Raw genomic sequence first — 16,111 nt, 5'->3', positions numbered from 1 at the left:
TTGAAGAACAAATACGTTGAGAGCATGGCAAAAACCCAGACGCGAAAAGCTGATTCAAGACATGGTCAACGGGTGGTTAACAGCACCATTAAGACCTTTTGGCGTCAGAATCCACCCTTCTTAGGTCTTACACACGCACGTTTTGTAAACGCGGAATACGCAACTGGAACAATCGCCAATGGACTTTTAACATCTGGCTCGCCGAAACTATCTCTCATGATTCGCGTTTGAACAAGCGGTCGATTGCCAAAAAACGGTGCCAAAATGAATTTCGAAATCAAGAACCCCATGCCTTCCGCAAAGTCCGGCGCTGCCGCCGTCAAGGCGGATCAGAGCGCGCTCGGCGCCCTGCCCGAGTGGAATCTGGCCGATCTTTATCCGTCGGCGGACAGCAGTGAACTGAAAGCGGACCTGCAGAAGGCCGATGAGCTGGCCGTGCTGTTCGCCAAGCGCTGGAAAGGCAATCTGGCGACGGAAGCCGCCAAGCCCCAGGGCGGCGCCTTTGCCGAAGCGATCAAGGAATTCGAAGCGCTGGAAGAACTGATCGGCAAGATCGTCTCCTATGCCGGGCTGGTCTATGCGGGCGATACCTCCGATCCCAAGCGCGCCAAGCTCTATGGCGACATCCAGGAAAAGATGACCAATGCCAGCGCGCATCTGATCTTCTTCAGCCTCGAACTCAACCGCATCGACGATGCGGTGATCGAAAAGGCGATGGACGGCAATCCCGCCATCGGCCATTACCGGCCCTGGCTGGTCGATCTGCGCAAGGACAAGCCCTACCAGCTCGACGACAAGATCGAACAGCTGTTCCACGAGAAGTCGATCACCGGACGCGGCGCCTGGAACCGCCTGTTCGACGAAACCATGACGGCACTGCGCTTTGATGTCGATGGGGAAGACCTTGCGCTCGAACCGACGCTCAACATGTTGCAGGACGCCGATGGAGCCGTGCGCAAAAAAGCATCCGACGCGCTGGCAAAGACCTTCAAGGCAAATCTGCGCACCTTCACGCTGATCACCAATACCCTGGCCAAGGACAAGGAAATCTCCGACCGCTGGCGCGGCTTTGCCGATATTGCCGACAGCCGCCACCTCGCCAACCGCGTCGAGCGGGAGGTGGTGGACGCCCTGGCCGAGGCCGTGCAGGCGGCCTATCCGCGCCTGTCGCACCGCTACTACGCGCTGAAGGCCAAATGGCTCGGCCTCGACTACCTCAACAACTGGGACCGCAACGCACCCTTGCCGGAAACGCCGCAGGCGGTGATCCCGTGGACCGAAGCCAGAGACACGGTGCTGTCGGCCTATCGCGGTTTTGCGCCTGAGATGGCCGATATCGCCCGCGCCTTCTTCGAGAAAAACTGGATCGACGCGCCCACCCGCCCCGGCAAGTCGCCGGGCGCCTTCGCCCATCCGACCGTGCCATCGGTGCATCCCTATGTGCTGCTCAACTATATGGGCAAGCCGCGTGACGTGATGACCCTTGCCCATGAACTCGGGCACGGCGTGCATCAGGTTCTGGCCGGTGATCAGGGCGCGCTGATGGCGTCAACACCGCTGACCCTCGCCGAAACCGCCTCCGTCTTCGGCGAAATGCTGACCTTCCGCTCGCTGCTGGAAAAAACCCGCGACAGGCGCGAGCGCAAGGCCATGCTGGCCCAGAAGGCCGAGGACATGATCAACACGGTCGTGCGCCAGATCGCCTTCTACCTGTTCGAACGCCGGGTGCACACCGAGCGCGCCAATGGCGAACTCACCTCAGACCGCATCGGCGAGATCTGGCTGGACGTGCAGAAGGAAAGCCTCGGGCCGGCGATCCGCTTCGGCCCCGGCTATGAGACATTCTGGACCTATATTCCGCATTTCATCCATTCGCCGTTCTACGTCTACGCCTATGCCTTCGGCGATTGTCTGGTGAATTCGCTGTATGCGGTCTACCAGAATGCCGATGCGGGCTTTCAGCAGAAATATTTCGACATGCTGAAGGCGGGCGGCACGAAACACCATTCGGAGCTTTTGGCTCCTTTCGGTCTCGATGCCACCGATCCGGCATTCTGGCAGAAGGGTCTTTCCGTCATCGAAGGCATCATCGACGAGCTGGAGGCGATGGACAACCCGGAATGAGTGCGCCCGCTCACACGCCATATGACGGTTCGGCGCAACCCTTCACCATCGGGTTGCACCAGCTTGACCTGAAGGACTGGATCGAGATTGACGCCAATCTCGTTCCCTACCTCAGGGAAAAGCGACGGCTATTCGGGCTGCATGCGGGGAAGATTTTTGTCGAGGAACCCGGCACGCAGGACGCGCAAAAGGAAGTGCTCGACCTCTTGAGCGCGCATCTTGCCGGGCACTACCCAGCGCTTTACCGGCGGGACGGCGAGGATATCGCGATTGCCGGCTGGGACGAGCAGGTGGCGCTCGGCGGCGCCGGTTCGCCCTTTCTGCATCGGGCCGCCAATATGGTGCAGGAAGACCTCGTCCTCATGCGCAAGGATGAACGGCGCGGCTGGCATCTGGCGGCGGCATCGCTGTCCTTCCCTTCCTCCTGGACCCTTCTGGAAAAATTCGGCCGCTCCATGGAGGATATCCACGCACCGGTGCCGGATTTCGGCGCGGGCACGCGCAATGCCGGCCTGATCAGCCGCATGTTCGACAATCTGCGGCCGGACCGGTCGGTCTATCGCATGAACTGGTCGTTGCAGCCGGACGGCGATCTCTACCACCCGTTGTCGAGCCACCAGAAGGGCGCACGCTACACGGATGCGGACATTGTTACCCAGAGCTTTATCCGCGTCGAACGCCAGACCCTGCGCAAGCTGCCGGCATCCGGCGCCATTCTCTTCACCATCCGCATTCATCTCGATCCGGTGAGCGCCTTGAAACGGCACCCGGAATGCCGCGGCGTGGCCGAAGCCTTTGCCCGTCAGCTCCAGTCGCTGAACGAGGCGCAGGCGCATTACAAAGGCATTATGGCTGTCCGCGACCGGCTTGTCACGGCTTTAAAGTCGCTTTGAAGCATTTCAATTAACAGTAGTTGCAGTTTTCACCCCTTTCGGGTGAACGGTTGTTTGCTCTTTGTCATCACTATGCTCTATGGTTTCTTTGAAGCGGTGAAATAACCGCTGCCCTCATTGATGGAGATTAAAAAATTAGGAGTAGCAAAAAAATGGCGAAGGCGAATTGGCCTGTACATGGAGAAATTACTGGTCCGATCGTGATGATCGGTTTCGGGTCCATCGGACGGGGTACCCTGCCCCTCATAGAGCGCCACTTCAAATTCGATAAGTCCCGCCTGGTCGTCATCGACCCGAGTGATGCCAACAAGAAACTGCTCGACGAGCGTGGCATCCGCTTCATTCAGGAAGCCGTTACCAAGGAAAATTACAAAACGCTGTTGAAGCCGTTGCTGACCGCAGGCGATGGCCAGGGTTTTTGCGTCAATCTGTCCGTCGATACATCGTCGGTCGATATCATGCGCCTGTGCCGCAAGCTCGGCTCGCTCTATATCGACACCGTCATCGAGCCATGGCCCGGATTTTACGTTGCGGGCGGTGACAACGCAAAACGCACCAATTATGCGCTGCGCGAAACGCTGCTGGCGGAAAAGCGCCGCAAGCCCGGCGGCACCACGGCTGTCTCCTGCAGCGGCGCCAATCCCGGCATGGTGTCGTGGTTTGTCAAACAGGCGGTTGTCAATCTCGCCAGGGATCTGGGCATCGAGCACACCGAACCGGCGCGCAATGACCGCGACGGCTGGGCGCGCCTGATGCGCCAGACCGGCATCAAGGGCATTCACATTGCCGAACGCGACACGCAGCGCGCAGGCGAGCCGAAGCCGTTCGGCGTGTTCTGGAACACCTGGTCGGTGGACGGCTTCATTTCCGAAGGCCTGCAGCCAGCGGAACTGGGCTGGGGCACGCATGAAAAATGGCTGCCCAAGAACGCCCGCAAGCAGAAGAAGGGCAACAAGGCCGCGATCTTCCTCGAACAGCCCGGCGCCGATACCCGTATCCGCACCTGGTGCCCGACCGAGGGACCGCAGTTCGGCCTCCTGGTGACACACAATGAGGCGATCTCGATTGCCGACTTCTTCACCGTGTTCGACAAGAAGGGCAAGGCTGCCTACCGGCCGACCTGCCACTACGCCTATCACCCGTCCAACGTGGCAACGCTGTCGCTCGACGAAATGTTCGGCGCCGCCGGCCAGCCGCAGCCGATCCATCACGTTCTGGAGGAATCCGAGATCGTCGATGGGGCGGATGAGCTGGGTGTCCTGCTCTATGGCCACGACAAGAACGCCTACTGGTACGGCTCGCAGCTGACCATCGAGGAAGCCCGCAAACTGGCGCCTTACCAGAATGCAACCGGCCTGCAGGTCAGCTCGGCCGTTCTTTCCGGCATGGTCTGGGCGCTGGAAAATCCGCAAGCCGGCATTGTCGAAACCGACGAGATCGATTTCCGCCGCTGCCTTGAAATCCAGAAACCCTATCTCGGGCCGCTCAAGGGGCACTATACCGACTGGACGCCGCTGGAAAACCGTCCTGGCTTCTTCAAGGAAGACATCGACACCAGCGACCCCTGGCAATTCCGCAACATTCTCGTGCATTGATCAAGAACGGCAACCCAAGGGTTGCCGTTTTCATATCCGCTGCGTGGCTGTGGTGCGTGGTTCGACAGCACTCTCTCCCCGTTGCCACGCCCGCAAATGCGTCTGGCTGTTGAGAGAGGAGAATGACGGGCGGTCCTTGGAACGCGGGTCTTGGGTAGTCTATATGCGATGCTTGCGATCCAAGGACCACCCGCCCCGGCAAACGGTTTCGCCCAACATAGCATGATTGGACTTAACCTTCCCGGCCTGGGGTCTCCCACAGGCCGAAGCGCCGATCCTTTCCCGACTTTCGAAGGTTTCCGGAAGCATTCCCGCCGGAAAGGACGAGGAGAAGGATAAGCGAGGTTGGGAGAACGTGGATAAGTTGCTGGTGAATTTCTTATAAACAACAGTTTTGCAGAAACCGCAGATGACGAAACTCCGCCGCTGATTAAACTTATGTCTTGTTTTTGCTTGGTTTTCGCGGCATTTAAGAGGGCAACCCATCAGGAGATTGATCGGATGAAACGTATTTCACTGGCCTTCAGCGCAGCGACCATGGCAGTGGCACTTGCTGCTTGCCAGAGCAGCGGCCCCATTCACGACAACGGACCGGTGCAGGCTTCCCGCCCAACCGATGCCGTGCAGGGCCAATGGTTTGATACATCGGGCGTTGCCTTCTCGAATTTCAACGGCGGCGTTTTCGAGACCCGCGCCAACGACACCAAGGAAAAACTGGCCGAAGGCAGCTATCGCTTTGCCTCTGCCAGCCTCATCGAGATCAACCTGCGCTCGCTCGCCCGCGGCACGCAGTCCAAGGTCAATTGCGCCCTCGTCAATCCCGGCCAGTTGAATTGCACCTCGTCCAGCGGCCAGCAATTCTCGCTGACACGCCGCGGCAGCCAGACCGGCTGACAGATCGCCGGCCGGGACAGGCCACTGTACCGGCCGGCTTTACCTTGAGCGGCAAAAACCGCCGCTCTTCCCTTGCATGCCACGCCAAGGAATGAAAGCATCGGCGCATCTGTCACACGGATGCCAACGACCGGTGACAGCATCAGGCGACCGCAACAGGGGAACAGTTCATGTCAAAAATCCTCGCCCGAATTCTGCTCGGCACCACGGCTCTCGTCATGACCGCCGGTGCGGCCATGGCCGACTACACGCTCACCATTCTCCACATCAACGATTTCCACTCGCGCCAGGAATCGATCAACAAATATGATTCGACCTGCTCCGCCGAGGAGGAGAGCAAGAACGAGTGCTTTGGCGGCATTGCCCGGGTGAAAGCCAAGATCGACGAGCGCCGCGCCGCCCTCTCCAGGGATGGCGGCAACGTCATCGTGCTCAATGCGGGCGACGAATTCCAGGGATCGCTGTTCTACACGACCTACAAGGGCGACGACACGGCCGAATTCATGAACGGCATCGGCTATGATGTCATGGCTCTCGGCAACCATGAATTCGACGATGGCGTCGACACGCTGGCAAAATTCCTCGGCAAGGTGAAATTCCCGGTTATTTCGGCCAACACCATTGCCGCCGACGGCTCGCCCATTGCCGGCAAGTACAAGCCCTATGTCATCAAGGACATCGGCGGCCAGAAGATCGGCGTTGTATCGGCCATCACCACCGACACGGCGGATATTTCAACGCCCGGACCGACGGTCAAATTCGCCGATGAGATCGAAACCCTGAAAAAGCAGGTCGAGGCGCTGAAGGCCGAAGGCGTCAACAAGATCATCGCGCTCAACCATGACGGCTATGTCAAGGACAAGCAGATCGCCGCCAGCGTTGCCGGGATCAGCGTGATTGTCGGCGGACACAGCCACACGCTGCTGTCGAACACCGATCCGCAGGCGCTGGGGGCCTATCCGACCCTCGTCAAGGGACCGTCCGGCCGGGACGTGCCGATCGTCCAGGCGAAATCCTATTCCAAATATCTGGGCGAGCTGAAAGTCACCTTCGACGATGACGGCAATGTCATCAAGAGCGAGGGCGCGCCGATCCTGCTCGATTCCTCCGTGGTGCCCGATCCCGCCTATCTCGCGCGGGTCAAGGAGCTGGCCAAGCCCATCGAAGCCCTGAAAGCCCAGAAGGTGGCCGAATCCACCGGCGTCATCGAAGCCGCACGCGAGGTTTGCCGGGTGGTTGAATGTTCCATGGGCAATCTTGTCGCCGATGCCATGCTCGACCGGGTCAAGGGCCAGGGCATGAGCATCGCCATCATCAATGGCGGCGGCCTGCGGGCATCCATCGATGCCGGGGATGTGACCATGGGCGAAGTCCTGACGGTGCTGCCGTTCCAGAACACGCTGTCGACCTTCCAGCTGAAGGGGGCCGACGTGGTGACCGCGCTGGAAAACGGCGTCAGCCAGATCGACCAGGGCGCGGGCCGTTTCGCGCAGGTCTCGGGCCTGAAATACGCATTCGACGTGTCAAAGCCCGCCGGCCAGCGCGTTTCCGCCGTTGATGTGCGCGACGGCAGCGGCTGGAAGCCGATTGACCCGGCGGCAACCTACGGCGTCGTCTCCAACAACTACATGCGCGCGGGCGGTGACGGCTACAAGATTTTCGCCAGCAATGCCCAGAACGCCTATGATTACGGCCCCGGACTTGAAGCCGTGGTATCGGACTATCTCGCCAAGAACACGCCGTACAAGCCCTACACCGACGGGCGCATCACCGTTCTGGCCGCAGCGGCCACACCAGCGGCAGCCGACCCCGCACCGCCCGCCAAGCCTGCGGCGCAAACAGCAGCACCAGCACCCGCAGCAGCTGCCACGCCATCGGCCTATACGATCAAGCGCGGCGACAGTTTCTGGAACATTGCCAAACAGATCTACGGCAAGGGCTCGGACTGGAAAAAGCTGGCGGCAGCCAATCCGCGGATGATTGCCGGCAAACTGCCCATCGGCGGCGCGATGACGATCCCGCCGCGCTAATTCCAGCTTGGACAAACGGTCCTAGTGGTCCGATTCTGACATTTGCATCCCGGTGATACAGGCCGTTCAGGCAAATGTCAGAATCAAAGGACCACTAGTAACGATATGATTCTAGTGGAACTTTGAATTTGACGTTCGCATGCTGCCCGTGATGTGAAATGGGATGCGAACGTCAAATTCGTTCCACTAGGACGGTTATTTCGACCCGGTGCAACTTGAATGTTGTGCCGGGTTCTTTCATATCTGCCGCGAATTGACCCGCCGGATTGCGATTTACCCCCTTTTGCTGCGTCTTTTCGCGCCCTTGCAATCCCGGCCCCCGCCACTAGGTTCCAACCGCAAAGCAGGAGTTGAAAGAGATGGTGATGTCTGGTGAGGCTGGTGCGGCAATAATCAAGCCCGGCGACCATCCGCGCATCGAAACGTCGAAAGTTGGCGTGCTTCTCGTCAATCTGGGCACGCCTGACGGCACGGATGTCACCTCCATGCGCCGCTATCTCAGGGAATTCCTGTCGGACAAGCGCGTGATCGAATGGCCGCGCGCCATCTGGCTGCCGGTGCTTTACGGCATCGTGCTCAACACCCGCCCGAAAAAATCCGGCGCGCTTTACGACAAAATTTGGAACCGCGAGCGCAATGAATCGCCTTTGCGCACCTATACCCGCGCGCAAAGCGAAAAACTGGCCGCCCGCCTCGCCGCCCATCCCGATGTGATCGTCGACTGGGGCATGCGCTACGGTCAGCCTTCCATCGAAGAGGCGCTCGAGCGGCTCGACAGGCAGGGCTGCAAGCGCATCGTCATGTTCCCGCTTTATCCGCAATATTCGGCAACGACCACGGCGACGGTCAACGACAAGTTCTTCGAGGCGCTGATCAGGATGCGCTTCATGCCCGCCACCCGCACCGTTCCCTCCTATCAGAACGAGGCCGTCTATATCGAGGCGCTTGCCGCCTCCATCGAGAAGCATTTTGCCGCATTGGATTTCGAGCCGGAAGTGGTGGTTGCCTCCTATCACGGCATCCCGCAAAGCTATTTCAAGCGCGGCGACCCCTATCCCTGCCATTGCTGGCAGACCACGCGCCTGTTGCGCGAGCGGCTTGGCTGGGATGAGAAGAAGCTGATCACCTGCTTCCAGTCCCGCTTCGGCCCGGAAGAGTGGATGCAGCCCTATACGGACAAGACGATGGAAAAGCTCGCCGCGGACGGCGTGAAGTCCGTTGCCGTGTTCAATCCGGGTTTCGTCGCCGACTGCCTGGAAACGCTGGAGGAAATCGCAGTCGAGGCCGGCAACACCTTCCGCGAGCATGGCGGCGTCAACTTCACCCATATCCCCTGCCTGAATGATTCCGATGAGGGCATGCGGGTGATCGAAGAGCTGGTCCGGCGCGAATTGCAGGGCTGGATCTGAGCAGCAGGAACGCCTGTATAATTCCCGCTCAAGCCTTTCTGAGATCAAGACTTTAGTCTATCTTGGCCGCGTCCGTATAAAGGGCGATGATGCGAGATGACATTGGTCCTGATGTCAGGCAAGGGGGAGTACAATGCCGTTCAGCGGTTTCGATTTTACCATTCCGGTGCTGGTTGTTCTGGTTCTGGTCGTGCTGTTTGCGGGCGTCAAGACCGTGCCGCAGGGTTACAATTACACCATCGAGCGTTTCGGCAAGTATACCCGGACCCTCGCACCCGGCCTCAACCTTATCGTCCCGTTCTTCGACCGCATCGGCGCCAAGCTGAACATGATGGAACAGGTGCTTGACGTGCCGACCCAGGAGGTCATCACCAAGGACAACGCCAACATTGCCGTCGACGGCATCGCCTTCTACCAGATCCTCAATGCACCACAGGCTGCCTATCAGGTCAGCGGGCTGCAGAATGCCATTCTCAATCTCACCATGACCAATATCCGCACGGTCATGGGCTCGATGGATCTCGACGAACTCCTGTCCAATCGCGATGCGATCAATGACCGCCTGCTGCGGGTGGTGGACGAAGCCGCCCATTCCTGGGGCATCAAGATGACCCGCGTCGAAATCAAGGACATCAACCCGCCGAAGGACCTCATCGATTCCATGGCGCGCCAGATGAAAGCGGAACGCGACAAGCGCGCGCTGGTTCTGGAGGCCGAAGGCAACCGTGCCGCGCAGATCCTGCGCGCCGAAGGCCTGAAGCAGGCCCAGATTCTCGAAGCGGAAGGCAAGCGCGAAGCCGCCTACCGCGAGGCCGAGGGCCGCGAACGCCTGGCCCAGGCCGAAGCCAAGGCGACCGAACTTGTGTCCGCCGCCATCAACTCGGGCAGCGTGCAGGCCATCAACTACTTCGTTGCACAGAAATACACCGAGGCTTTCGCCAAATTTGCCACCAGCAACAACCAGAAGCTGATCCTGATGCCGATGGAGGCCTCGTCGCTGGTCGGCACGCTCGGCGGTATCGGGGCGATTGCCAGGGAAGTGTTCGGTGACGCAGCGCAGAGCGAACGCGCCGCAACGCCAGCGCAGCCGGGACGCGGGCGCACCGTTCCCGGCACGGGCGGCGGAACCGGCTCGGCGGTCTGACCGCCCGGCAGAGAGGAGGAGCACCCATGCTCGAACATCTCTTCCAGGAACTCGGCCCATGGAACTGGGTCGTGCTCGGTTTCATCCTGCTGATCTTCGAAGTGGCGGTGCCCGGCATCTTCCTGCTGTGGTTCGGCATTGCCGCCATCATTGTCGGCTTCCTGACCATTCTCGTGCTCGGGCCGATGCTCGCCATCGGCTGGCAGCTGCAGATCATCCTGTTTCTGCTTCTGTCCGTCATCACCGTCTTCATCGGCCGCAGGCTGATGGGAGCGGCTGACGTGCCGACCGATGAGCCGCTGCTCAACCGGCGCAACGAACAGATGATCGGCCAGATCGTCGTGCTGGAGGAAGCAACGGTGAACGGGCACGGGCGCGCCCGCATCGGCGACAGCCTCTGGCGCGTCAAAGGTCCCGATCTGCCCGCCGGCAGCCGGGTCAGGATCACCGGCACCGATCAGGGAACGCTGACAGTCGAAGCGGCTTGATCAGGCGGCGCCGATCCGCAACAGGTCGTGGAAATGCACGATGCCGACGGGGAAGCGGTCTTCGGTCACGATCAGCGCGCCGATATTGTGCTCGTTGAGCAGGGCAAGCGCGGCGCTCGCCAGCATGCTCGTCGGCACGGTCTTGGGATTGCGGGTCATGATTTCCTCGACCCGCACCGTCACCAGATTGCGGTGAAGATTGCGCGAGAGGTCGCCATCCGTGATGATCCCGGCCAGCGAGCCGTCATCATTGTGCACCGCGATACAGCCGAAGCGTTTTTCCGACAGCACTTTCATCGCATCGGGAATAAGCGTTCCCAGCGGAACCAGCGGAATCTCGTCGCCGCGATGCATGATCTCGCGCACATGGGTCAGGCTGGCGCCCAGCGATCCGCCGGGGTGGAATGTCTTGAAATCGACGGCGGTGAACCCCCGCGCTTCCAGGAGGGCGATGGCGATCGCATCGCCCATGGCCAGCTGCAGCAGCGGCGATGTGGTCGGTGCCAGCCCGTGCGGGCAGGCCTCGGTGGCCCTCGGCAGCAGCAGGACGACGTCGGCGGCCAGTGCCAGTGCCGAATTTTCCCCTGCCGTGACCGCGATGAGCGGAATGCGGAACCGTCTGGAATAGCTGACGATCCCCTTCAGCTCCGCCGTTTCGCCCGACCATGACAGGGCCAGAATGGCATCGTCGCTGCCGATCATGCCGAGATCGCCGTGATTGGCCTCAGCCGGATGCACGAAAAAGGCGGGTGTCCCGGTCGAGGCAAAGGTTGCGGCGATCTTCGAGGCGATATGGCCGCTCTTGCCGACCCCGGTGACGATGATTCTGCCACGGACTGCGGCGATGCGTTCGATGGCCTTGCCGAAGGCATCCGCAAGGCTGCCGTCCAGCGCATCGCGCAGCGCGCTCAGCCCGTCTCTTTCGGTTGAAATCGTCCGCTTGGCGGAATCCACCGCTGCGGTCTTGTCCAGTTCGGTATCGTTTATTGCCTGCATGGCGAGGACTGTTAGCGCTTTGCCGCACCGCTGTCCATTTTTTGTTGCGCCGCCCGCTTCAAACCCGTCGGGCAGGCCAAGCGGAAACCAGTCATTAACCATGACAGTTTACGCTCCATAAACGTTCGAACTCATTGGCAATGTCATTTATGTATCATCGGCAATCCCGCATCGGAGCACCGGCCTATCGCGGCAGCTTCACCTCTGCGATCAACCTGTGTCTGTGGACGGGGCTGATGGGCAGCGTTGCGTTGTTTTCCGGTGGGACGGCCCTGGCCCAGCAGGCCGTGCCCCTGCGCGGCGCGGTCGATGAAAATATCCTGCAAACCCAGCAGAATACGCCGCCGCGCCCGGTGCGGCGGGCACCTGTGGTTGCCGCTGCGCCAGCGCCGGCCACCGGCACCGCCAGCGGCATTCCCGCCGATCCCTATGAACCCGTCAGCCCCGGCGCCCTGCCCATTGACGATGCGGGCACCGCAGCGCCAGCAACCGGGACAGCAAACGCCGGTTCACTGTCATCCGGACCGGTGAACAACAGCCGCACGCTGAGCCCGCTCCCCACCGCCACGCCCGGCACCATTCCCCTTCCGGCCGATCCGGCCACCGCCGCAACGCAGCGGACACAGCCTGTTCCCCGCGCCCAGCGCAACGGGCGGGCACCGGCCGCGCTTACCACCGGCAGTATCGCCGATGACACGGATGGCAATGCGCGGCTGCAGCGCGAGAGCCGGGACAATCTGCCCGAAGCCGCCATCGAGCGCCGCACCGTGCGGCCGGACCCGGACCCGTTTGCACCCTTCGGCATCAGGGCCGGTACCGTCACACTGCGGCCGTCCATTTCGCAAGGGTTGCGCGCCACGACCAACGCCGATGGCAGTTCCTCCGGCAAGAGCGCGATTCTCTCGGAAACGCGGCTGCGCCTGCGGGCGACAACGGACTGGTCGCGCCACTCGGCTTTCCTCGATTTCGACGGGGTCTATGACAGAACGCTGTCGGGCCAGGACTATTCGGCACCCAATGTCGGGCTGCGCGGCGGCTTCAAGCTTGATCTTGGCAACCGCACGACAGTGACCGGCGAAGGCGGCTACCGCTACCGGCAGGAGGATGCCAGCGCCCCGACGGCGGTTGTCGGCGCATCCAACAGGCCCGGCGTGCAGGAACTGGATGGCACATTGGGCGTGCGGCACGAATTCGGCCGGTTTTTTGGCGAGTTGAAGGGCAAGGTCGACCGGACAACCTATGGGCAGGCCCAGTTCCCCGACGGGACGACCCTCAGCCAGAAGGATCGCGACAACACCTTTGCCAGCATCGCCCTGCGCGGCGGCTTCGAAATGTCCCCGGCGATCAAACCCTTCGCCGAAGTGGAGATCGGCAAGCTGATCTATGACGAAACCGAGGATTCCAATGGCTTTCGCCGCTCCGGCATGCGCACCGCGCTGCGCGGCGGCATCGAGGCCGATTTCGGCGAAAAACTCTCAGGCGAGCTGGCGCTGGGTTATCTGCGCCAGAGTATCGACGACGCGCGGCTGTCCAACATCGATGGCTTCAGCGTCGACGGGGCAATCAAATGGTCGCCGCAGCGCGGCACCGATGTCAATCTCGGCCTGCTCACCCGCGTGGAAGGTGCGACGACACCCAATGACAGCGGTTCGATCTTCTACGAGGGACGGCTTGGGGTCAAACGCCAGATCCGCTCAAATCTCAGCGTCAATGCCGAGTTGACCGCATCGCTGCGTGACAACAAGGATGGCAGCGGTCTCGACAAGGGCTTTGGCGCGCAGGTCGGCGCCACCTACTGGTTCAACCGGTTCCTCGGGCTGGATGTCAGCGCGCGCCACCGCATCACGCGCAGTGAGGTCGATACCCGCCAGACCAGCGAAAGCAGCGTCTATATGGGCCTGACGCTGCAGCGGTAGCGCTATGCCCGTGAGCTGCCGCGAGGGATCAGTCGAACCGCACCCAATGGCGATGCAAGAGTTACATACACTTTCATCCCCCTCTGGGCTGCCGCCCATCTCTCCCACAAGGGGGGAGATCAGCTGTCACGATTGTTTCAGCCAATCTTCAAGGGTGAAAATAATACAGAATCATCGATGTCGATGTGATCTCCCCCCTTGTGGGGGAGATGTCCGGCAGGACAGAGGGGGGTGATGATATCCCCCCTCACCGCATCTCAAACCTTGCGCGGCTGGATGGTTTTCAGCATGTTGCCGATATTGTCGATGACACCGTTGCGGATATCATTGCGCCACAGGGCAAACGCCACATTGGCTTCGACAAAACCTTCCTTCGAACCCGTATCATAGGTGCGGCCCTGGAAGTGATAGCCGAAGAAATCCTGTTGCTTGGCCAGTTTCAGCATGCCGTCGGTCAGCTGGATTTCATTGCCGGCACCGCGTTCCTGATGCTCGAGAATATCGAAAATCTCCGGCTGCAGGATATAGCGGCCATTGATGTAGAGATTGGAAGGCGCGGTACCCTTGGCCGGCTTCTCGACCATTTCGGTGAGCTCGAAACCGTTGCCGACATCCTTGCCCTTGCCGACGATACCGTATTTGTGGGCCTCTTCCGGATCGCATTCCTGCACGGCAACGATATTGCCGCCGCCCGCCTGATTATACAGCTCGACCATGTCGGCAAGGCAGCCGTTTTTCTCCGGCTGCATGATCATGTCGGGCAGAAGCAGCGCGAAAGGCTCATCACCGACGATATCGCGGGCACACCACACGGCATGGCCCAGCCCCATCGGCACCTGCTGCCGGGTGAAACTGGTCGTACCCGGTCCCGGCTGGATGCTCTGCAACTCGTCGAGCAGCGCCGTCTTGCCGCGCTCGGCCAGGGTTGAATAGAGTTCGTACTGGGCATCGAAATAGTCCTCGATGACAGCCTTGTTGCGGCCCGTGACGAAAATGAAGTGCTCGATACCGGCCTCGCGGGCTTCGTCCACCACGTACTGGATGACCGGCTTGTCGACAACGGTCAGCATTTCTTTCGGGATAGATTTGGTTGCCGGAAGAACGCGGGTGCCAAAACCTGCGACTGGAAAAACGGCTTTGCGGATTCTCTTCGCTGTCGTCACAATATATTCCCCATCTCACACAAAAACTCAGTTAACATTGGTAATGGACATTTGCCCTGCAAAGAATGAAAATAGTTTGAGCTGCATAATAAACATTTTTTTCGACCGGTAATGTTCCCGCAGGAACCGCCCGTCAAATATGCATGGTAAACCAATTCCTAACTTTGATGTGCATAATTTATTGTTTGCCGGAATAGGTGGAAACCCAGTTCAAGGAGACAACATGTTCAAGAGCCCGTCGAGTTTTGCAAAGCGAATCATGATTTTGGCCGCAACCGCGAGCCTGGCTTTTGCAGTGACGGCGACCAATGCCTCCGCCGATGCAAAATTCCAGACGTGGATTGCCAATTTCCGCACCACGGCGCTGCAAAGCGGTATTTCCGCATCGACGTTCCAGCGCGCCTTTGCCGGCGTCAAGGATATCGATCCCGAAGTGCTGCAGAAGGCGGCCTATCAGCCGGAATTTACCGCGCCAGTCTGGGATTACATCGACAACCGCGTCAACGAGCATTCCATCACCACCGGGCGGGACATGGCGCGCAAATATAGCCGCTGGCTCGCGGCCATCGAGAAATCATTCGGCGTCGACCGCAATATCCTTTTGGCAATCTGGTCGATGGAAACCAATTATGGCGAAGCCATGCAGCGGCCTGACATCATGCGCGATGCGGTGCGCTCGCTTGCAACCCTCGCCTATGCCGACCAGCGCCGGGCGAAATATGCCCGCACCCAGCTGATTGCCGCGATGAAGATCCTGCAGACCGGCGATATCGACCGCAGCCATCTCACCGGTTCCTGGGCGGGCGCCCTTGGCCATACGCAGTTCATTCCCACGAGCTACCTCGCCTATGCCGTCGACATGGATGGCAATGGCAAGCGCGATATCTGGACCTCCATACCCGATGCCCTGGCAACGGCTGCCAACCTTCTGGCCAAGAACGGCTGGGAATCCGGCCGGACCTGGGGTTATGAAGTGATACTTCCGGCCGGGCGCAAATTCCCCGCCGGTTCGAAGACCATGGCGGAATGGCAAAGCCTTGGCGTGGTGCGTGCCAATGGCAAGCCGTTCCCGCGCGGCGGCGAAAAGGCCCAGCTGAAGGTGCTCGACGGCCGCGAAGGCCCCGCCTTCCTCATGACCCGGAATTTCTCGGTCCTGAAAAACTACAACAATGCGGATAAATATGCGCTTGGCGTTGGTCTCCTTGCCGATCAGATCGGCGGTGCACCGCCGCTGCGCCGCGACTGGAATCGCCCGTTCACGCCGATCTCCATGAAGGAGCGTGAAGAATTGCAGACACATCTGCGCGCATTGGGTTATTATGACGGCGAAGTGGACGGAAAAATCGGCTCCGGCTCACGGGATGCCATCCAGGCATTCCAGAAGAAAATGGGGCTCGATCCCGATGGTCATCCCAGCAAGGAAGTACTGACCATTATCCGCAAGCGATAAGGTTTGGAA

Annotated in this window: 12 protein-coding genes; 10 read left to right on the top strand and 2 right to left on the bottom strand. The window is 60.3% G+C overall.

The genetic code is table 11. The features are described 5' to 3' along the window. Window positions 1-288 precede the first annotated feature (288 nt). The 8 genes from ACTJJ7_RS19170 to ACTJJ7_RS19135 all read left to right on the top strand — a co-directional run bounded on the left by ACTJJ7_RS19170 (window position 289) and on the right by ACTJJ7_RS19135 (window position 10,577). Window positions 289-2,124, top strand: coding sequence for a M3 family oligoendopeptidase (locus tag ACTJJ7_RS19170; RefSeq protein ID WP_440968535.1), 1,836 nt, complete (start codon window positions 289-291; stop codon window positions 2,122-2,124). Further along, on the top strand, window positions 2,121-3,017 hold the full coding sequence (locus ACTJJ7_RS19165) for a heme-dependent oxidative N-demethylase family protein (protein ID WP_440968496.1): 897 nt from the start codon (window positions 2,121-2,123) through the stop codon (window positions 3,015-3,017). Before ACTJJ7_RS19170 ends, ACTJJ7_RS19165 begins: the two co-directional genes overlap by 4 nt. A gap of 152 nt (window positions 3,018-3,169) precedes the next feature. After that, entirely contained in the window at window positions 3,170-4,612 is a 1,443-nt protein-coding gene (locus ACTJJ7_RS19160) for a homospermidine synthase (RefSeq protein WP_440968495.1), read from the top strand. A 501-nt stretch (window positions 4,613-5,113) separates the two neighbouring features. Beyond that, on the top strand, window positions 5,114-5,506 hold the full coding sequence (locus ACTJJ7_RS19155; protein ID WP_105731878.1) for a hypothetical protein: 393 nt from the start codon (window positions 5,114-5,116) through the stop codon (window positions 5,504-5,506). A 170-nt stretch (window positions 5,507-5,676) separates the two neighbouring features. Further along, window positions 5,677-7,536: a 5'-nucleotidase C-terminal domain-containing protein gene (locus ACTJJ7_RS19150; protein WP_440968494.1), complete on the top strand. Its 1,860-nt coding sequence runs from the start codon at window positions 5,677-5,679 to the stop codon at window positions 7,534-7,536. Window positions 7,537-7,901: 365 nt separating this feature from the next. Then, a complete protein-coding gene (hemH, locus tag ACTJJ7_RS19145; protein ID WP_425350400.1) occupies window positions 7,902-8,945 on the top strand; it encodes a ferrochelatase in 1,044 nt (347 codons plus the stop codon). A gap of 133 nt (window positions 8,946-9,078) precedes the next feature. Continuing rightward, the gene (locus ACTJJ7_RS19140) at window positions 9,079-10,089 is read left to right on the top strand and encodes an SPFH domain-containing protein (RefSeq protein ID WP_440968493.1); all 1,011 of its coding nucleotides are present in this window, start codon (window positions 9,079-9,081) and stop codon (window positions 10,087-10,089) included. 26 nt (window positions 10,090-10,115) lie between these two features. After that, window positions 10,116-10,577, top strand: a complete 462-nt coding sequence (locus ACTJJ7_RS19135; protein WP_105731874.1) for an NfeD family protein — start codon at window positions 10,116-10,118, stop codon at window positions 10,575-10,577. Here the strand turns inward: ACTJJ7_RS19135 and ACTJJ7_RS19130 are convergent, their stop codons facing one another. Then, window positions 10,578-11,573 (bottom strand): KpsF/GutQ family sugar-phosphate isomerase, encoded by a 996-nt coding sequence (locus ACTJJ7_RS19130; protein ID WP_105733034.1) that lies wholly within the window; start codon window positions 11,571-11,573, stop codon window positions 10,578-10,580. It abuts the gene before it with no gap. Between the two features lie 149 nt (window positions 11,574-11,722). On the opposite strand from ACTJJ7_RS19130, the gene ACTJJ7_RS19125 reads away from it, so the two are divergent. Next, window positions 11,723-13,489 (top strand): outer membrane beta-barrel protein, encoded by a 1,767-nt coding sequence (locus tag ACTJJ7_RS19125; RefSeq protein WP_440968492.1) that lies wholly within the window; start codon window positions 11,723-11,725, stop codon window positions 13,487-13,489. A gap of 257 nt (window positions 13,490-13,746) precedes the next feature. Here the strand turns inward: ACTJJ7_RS19125 and galU are convergent, their stop codons facing one another. Further along, window positions 13,747-14,652: a UTP--glucose-1-phosphate uridylyltransferase GalU gene (gene galU, locus ACTJJ7_RS19120; RefSeq protein WP_105731872.1), complete on the bottom strand. Its 906-nt coding sequence runs from the start codon at window positions 14,650-14,652 to the stop codon at window positions 13,747-13,749. 223 nt (window positions 14,653-14,875) lie between these two features. Here galU and ACTJJ7_RS19115 point away from each other — a divergent pair, with 223 nt between their 5' ends. Next, on the top strand, window positions 14,876-16,102 hold the full coding sequence (locus tag ACTJJ7_RS19115) for a lytic murein transglycosylase (RefSeq protein WP_105731871.1): 1,227 nt from the start codon (window positions 14,876-14,878) through the stop codon (window positions 16,100-16,102). Window positions 16,103-16,111: the final 9 nt, after the last annotated feature.

This window comes from Phyllobacterium sp. 22229 (assembly GCF_052056495.1).
Taxonomy (GTDB): Bacteria; Pseudomonadota; Alphaproteobacteria; order Rhizobiales; family Rhizobiaceae; genus Phyllobacterium; species Phyllobacterium myrsinacearum.
The sequence above is the reverse complement of the archived record's forward strand: the minus strand, read 5'-3'. Positions and strand labels throughout refer to the sequence as shown.

Bases quoted from the DNA above. Each gene is read 5' to 3' on its own strand.
- hemH (WP_425350400.1), top strand. From the start codon at position 7,902: ATGTCTGGTGAGGCTGGTGCGGCAATAATCAAGCCCGGCGACCATCCG.
- ACTJJ7_RS19160 (WP_440968495.1), top strand. From the start codon at position 3,170: ATGGCGAAGGCGAATTGGCCTGTACATGGAGAAATTACTGGTCCGATC.
- ACTJJ7_RS19115 (WP_105731871.1), top strand. From the start codon at position 14,876: ATGTTCAAGAGCCCGTCGAGTTTTGCAAAGCGAATCATGATTTTGGCC.
- ACTJJ7_RS19130 (WP_105733034.1), bottom strand. From the start codon at position 11,573: ATGCAGGCAATAAACGATACCGAACTGGACAAGACCGCAGCGGTGGAT.
- ACTJJ7_RS19150 (WP_440968494.1), top strand. From the start codon at position 5,677: ATGTCAAAAATCCTCGCCCGAATTCTGCTCGGCACCACGGCTCTCGTC.
- ACTJJ7_RS19125 (WP_440968492.1), top strand. From the start codon at position 11,723: ATGTATCATCGGCAATCCCGCATCGGAGCACCGGCCTATCGCGGCAGC.
- ACTJJ7_RS19155 (WP_105731878.1), top strand. From the start codon at position 5,114: ATGAAACGTATTTCACTGGCCTTCAGCGCAGCGACCATGGCAGTGGCA.
- ACTJJ7_RS19140 (WP_440968493.1), top strand. From the start codon at position 9,079: ATGCCGTTCAGCGGTTTCGATTTTACCATTCCGGTGCTGGTTGTTCTG.
- ACTJJ7_RS19170 (WP_440968535.1), top strand. From the start codon at position 289: ATGCCTTCCGCAAAGTCCGGCGCTGCCGCCGTCAAGGCGGATCAGAGC.
- ACTJJ7_RS19135 (WP_105731874.1), top strand. From the start codon at position 10,116: ATGCTCGAACATCTCTTCCAGGAACTCGGCCCATGGAACTGGGTCGTG.
- ACTJJ7_RS19165 (WP_440968496.1), top strand. From the start codon at position 2,121: ATGAGTGCGCCCGCTCACACGCCATATGACGGTTCGGCGCAACCCTTC.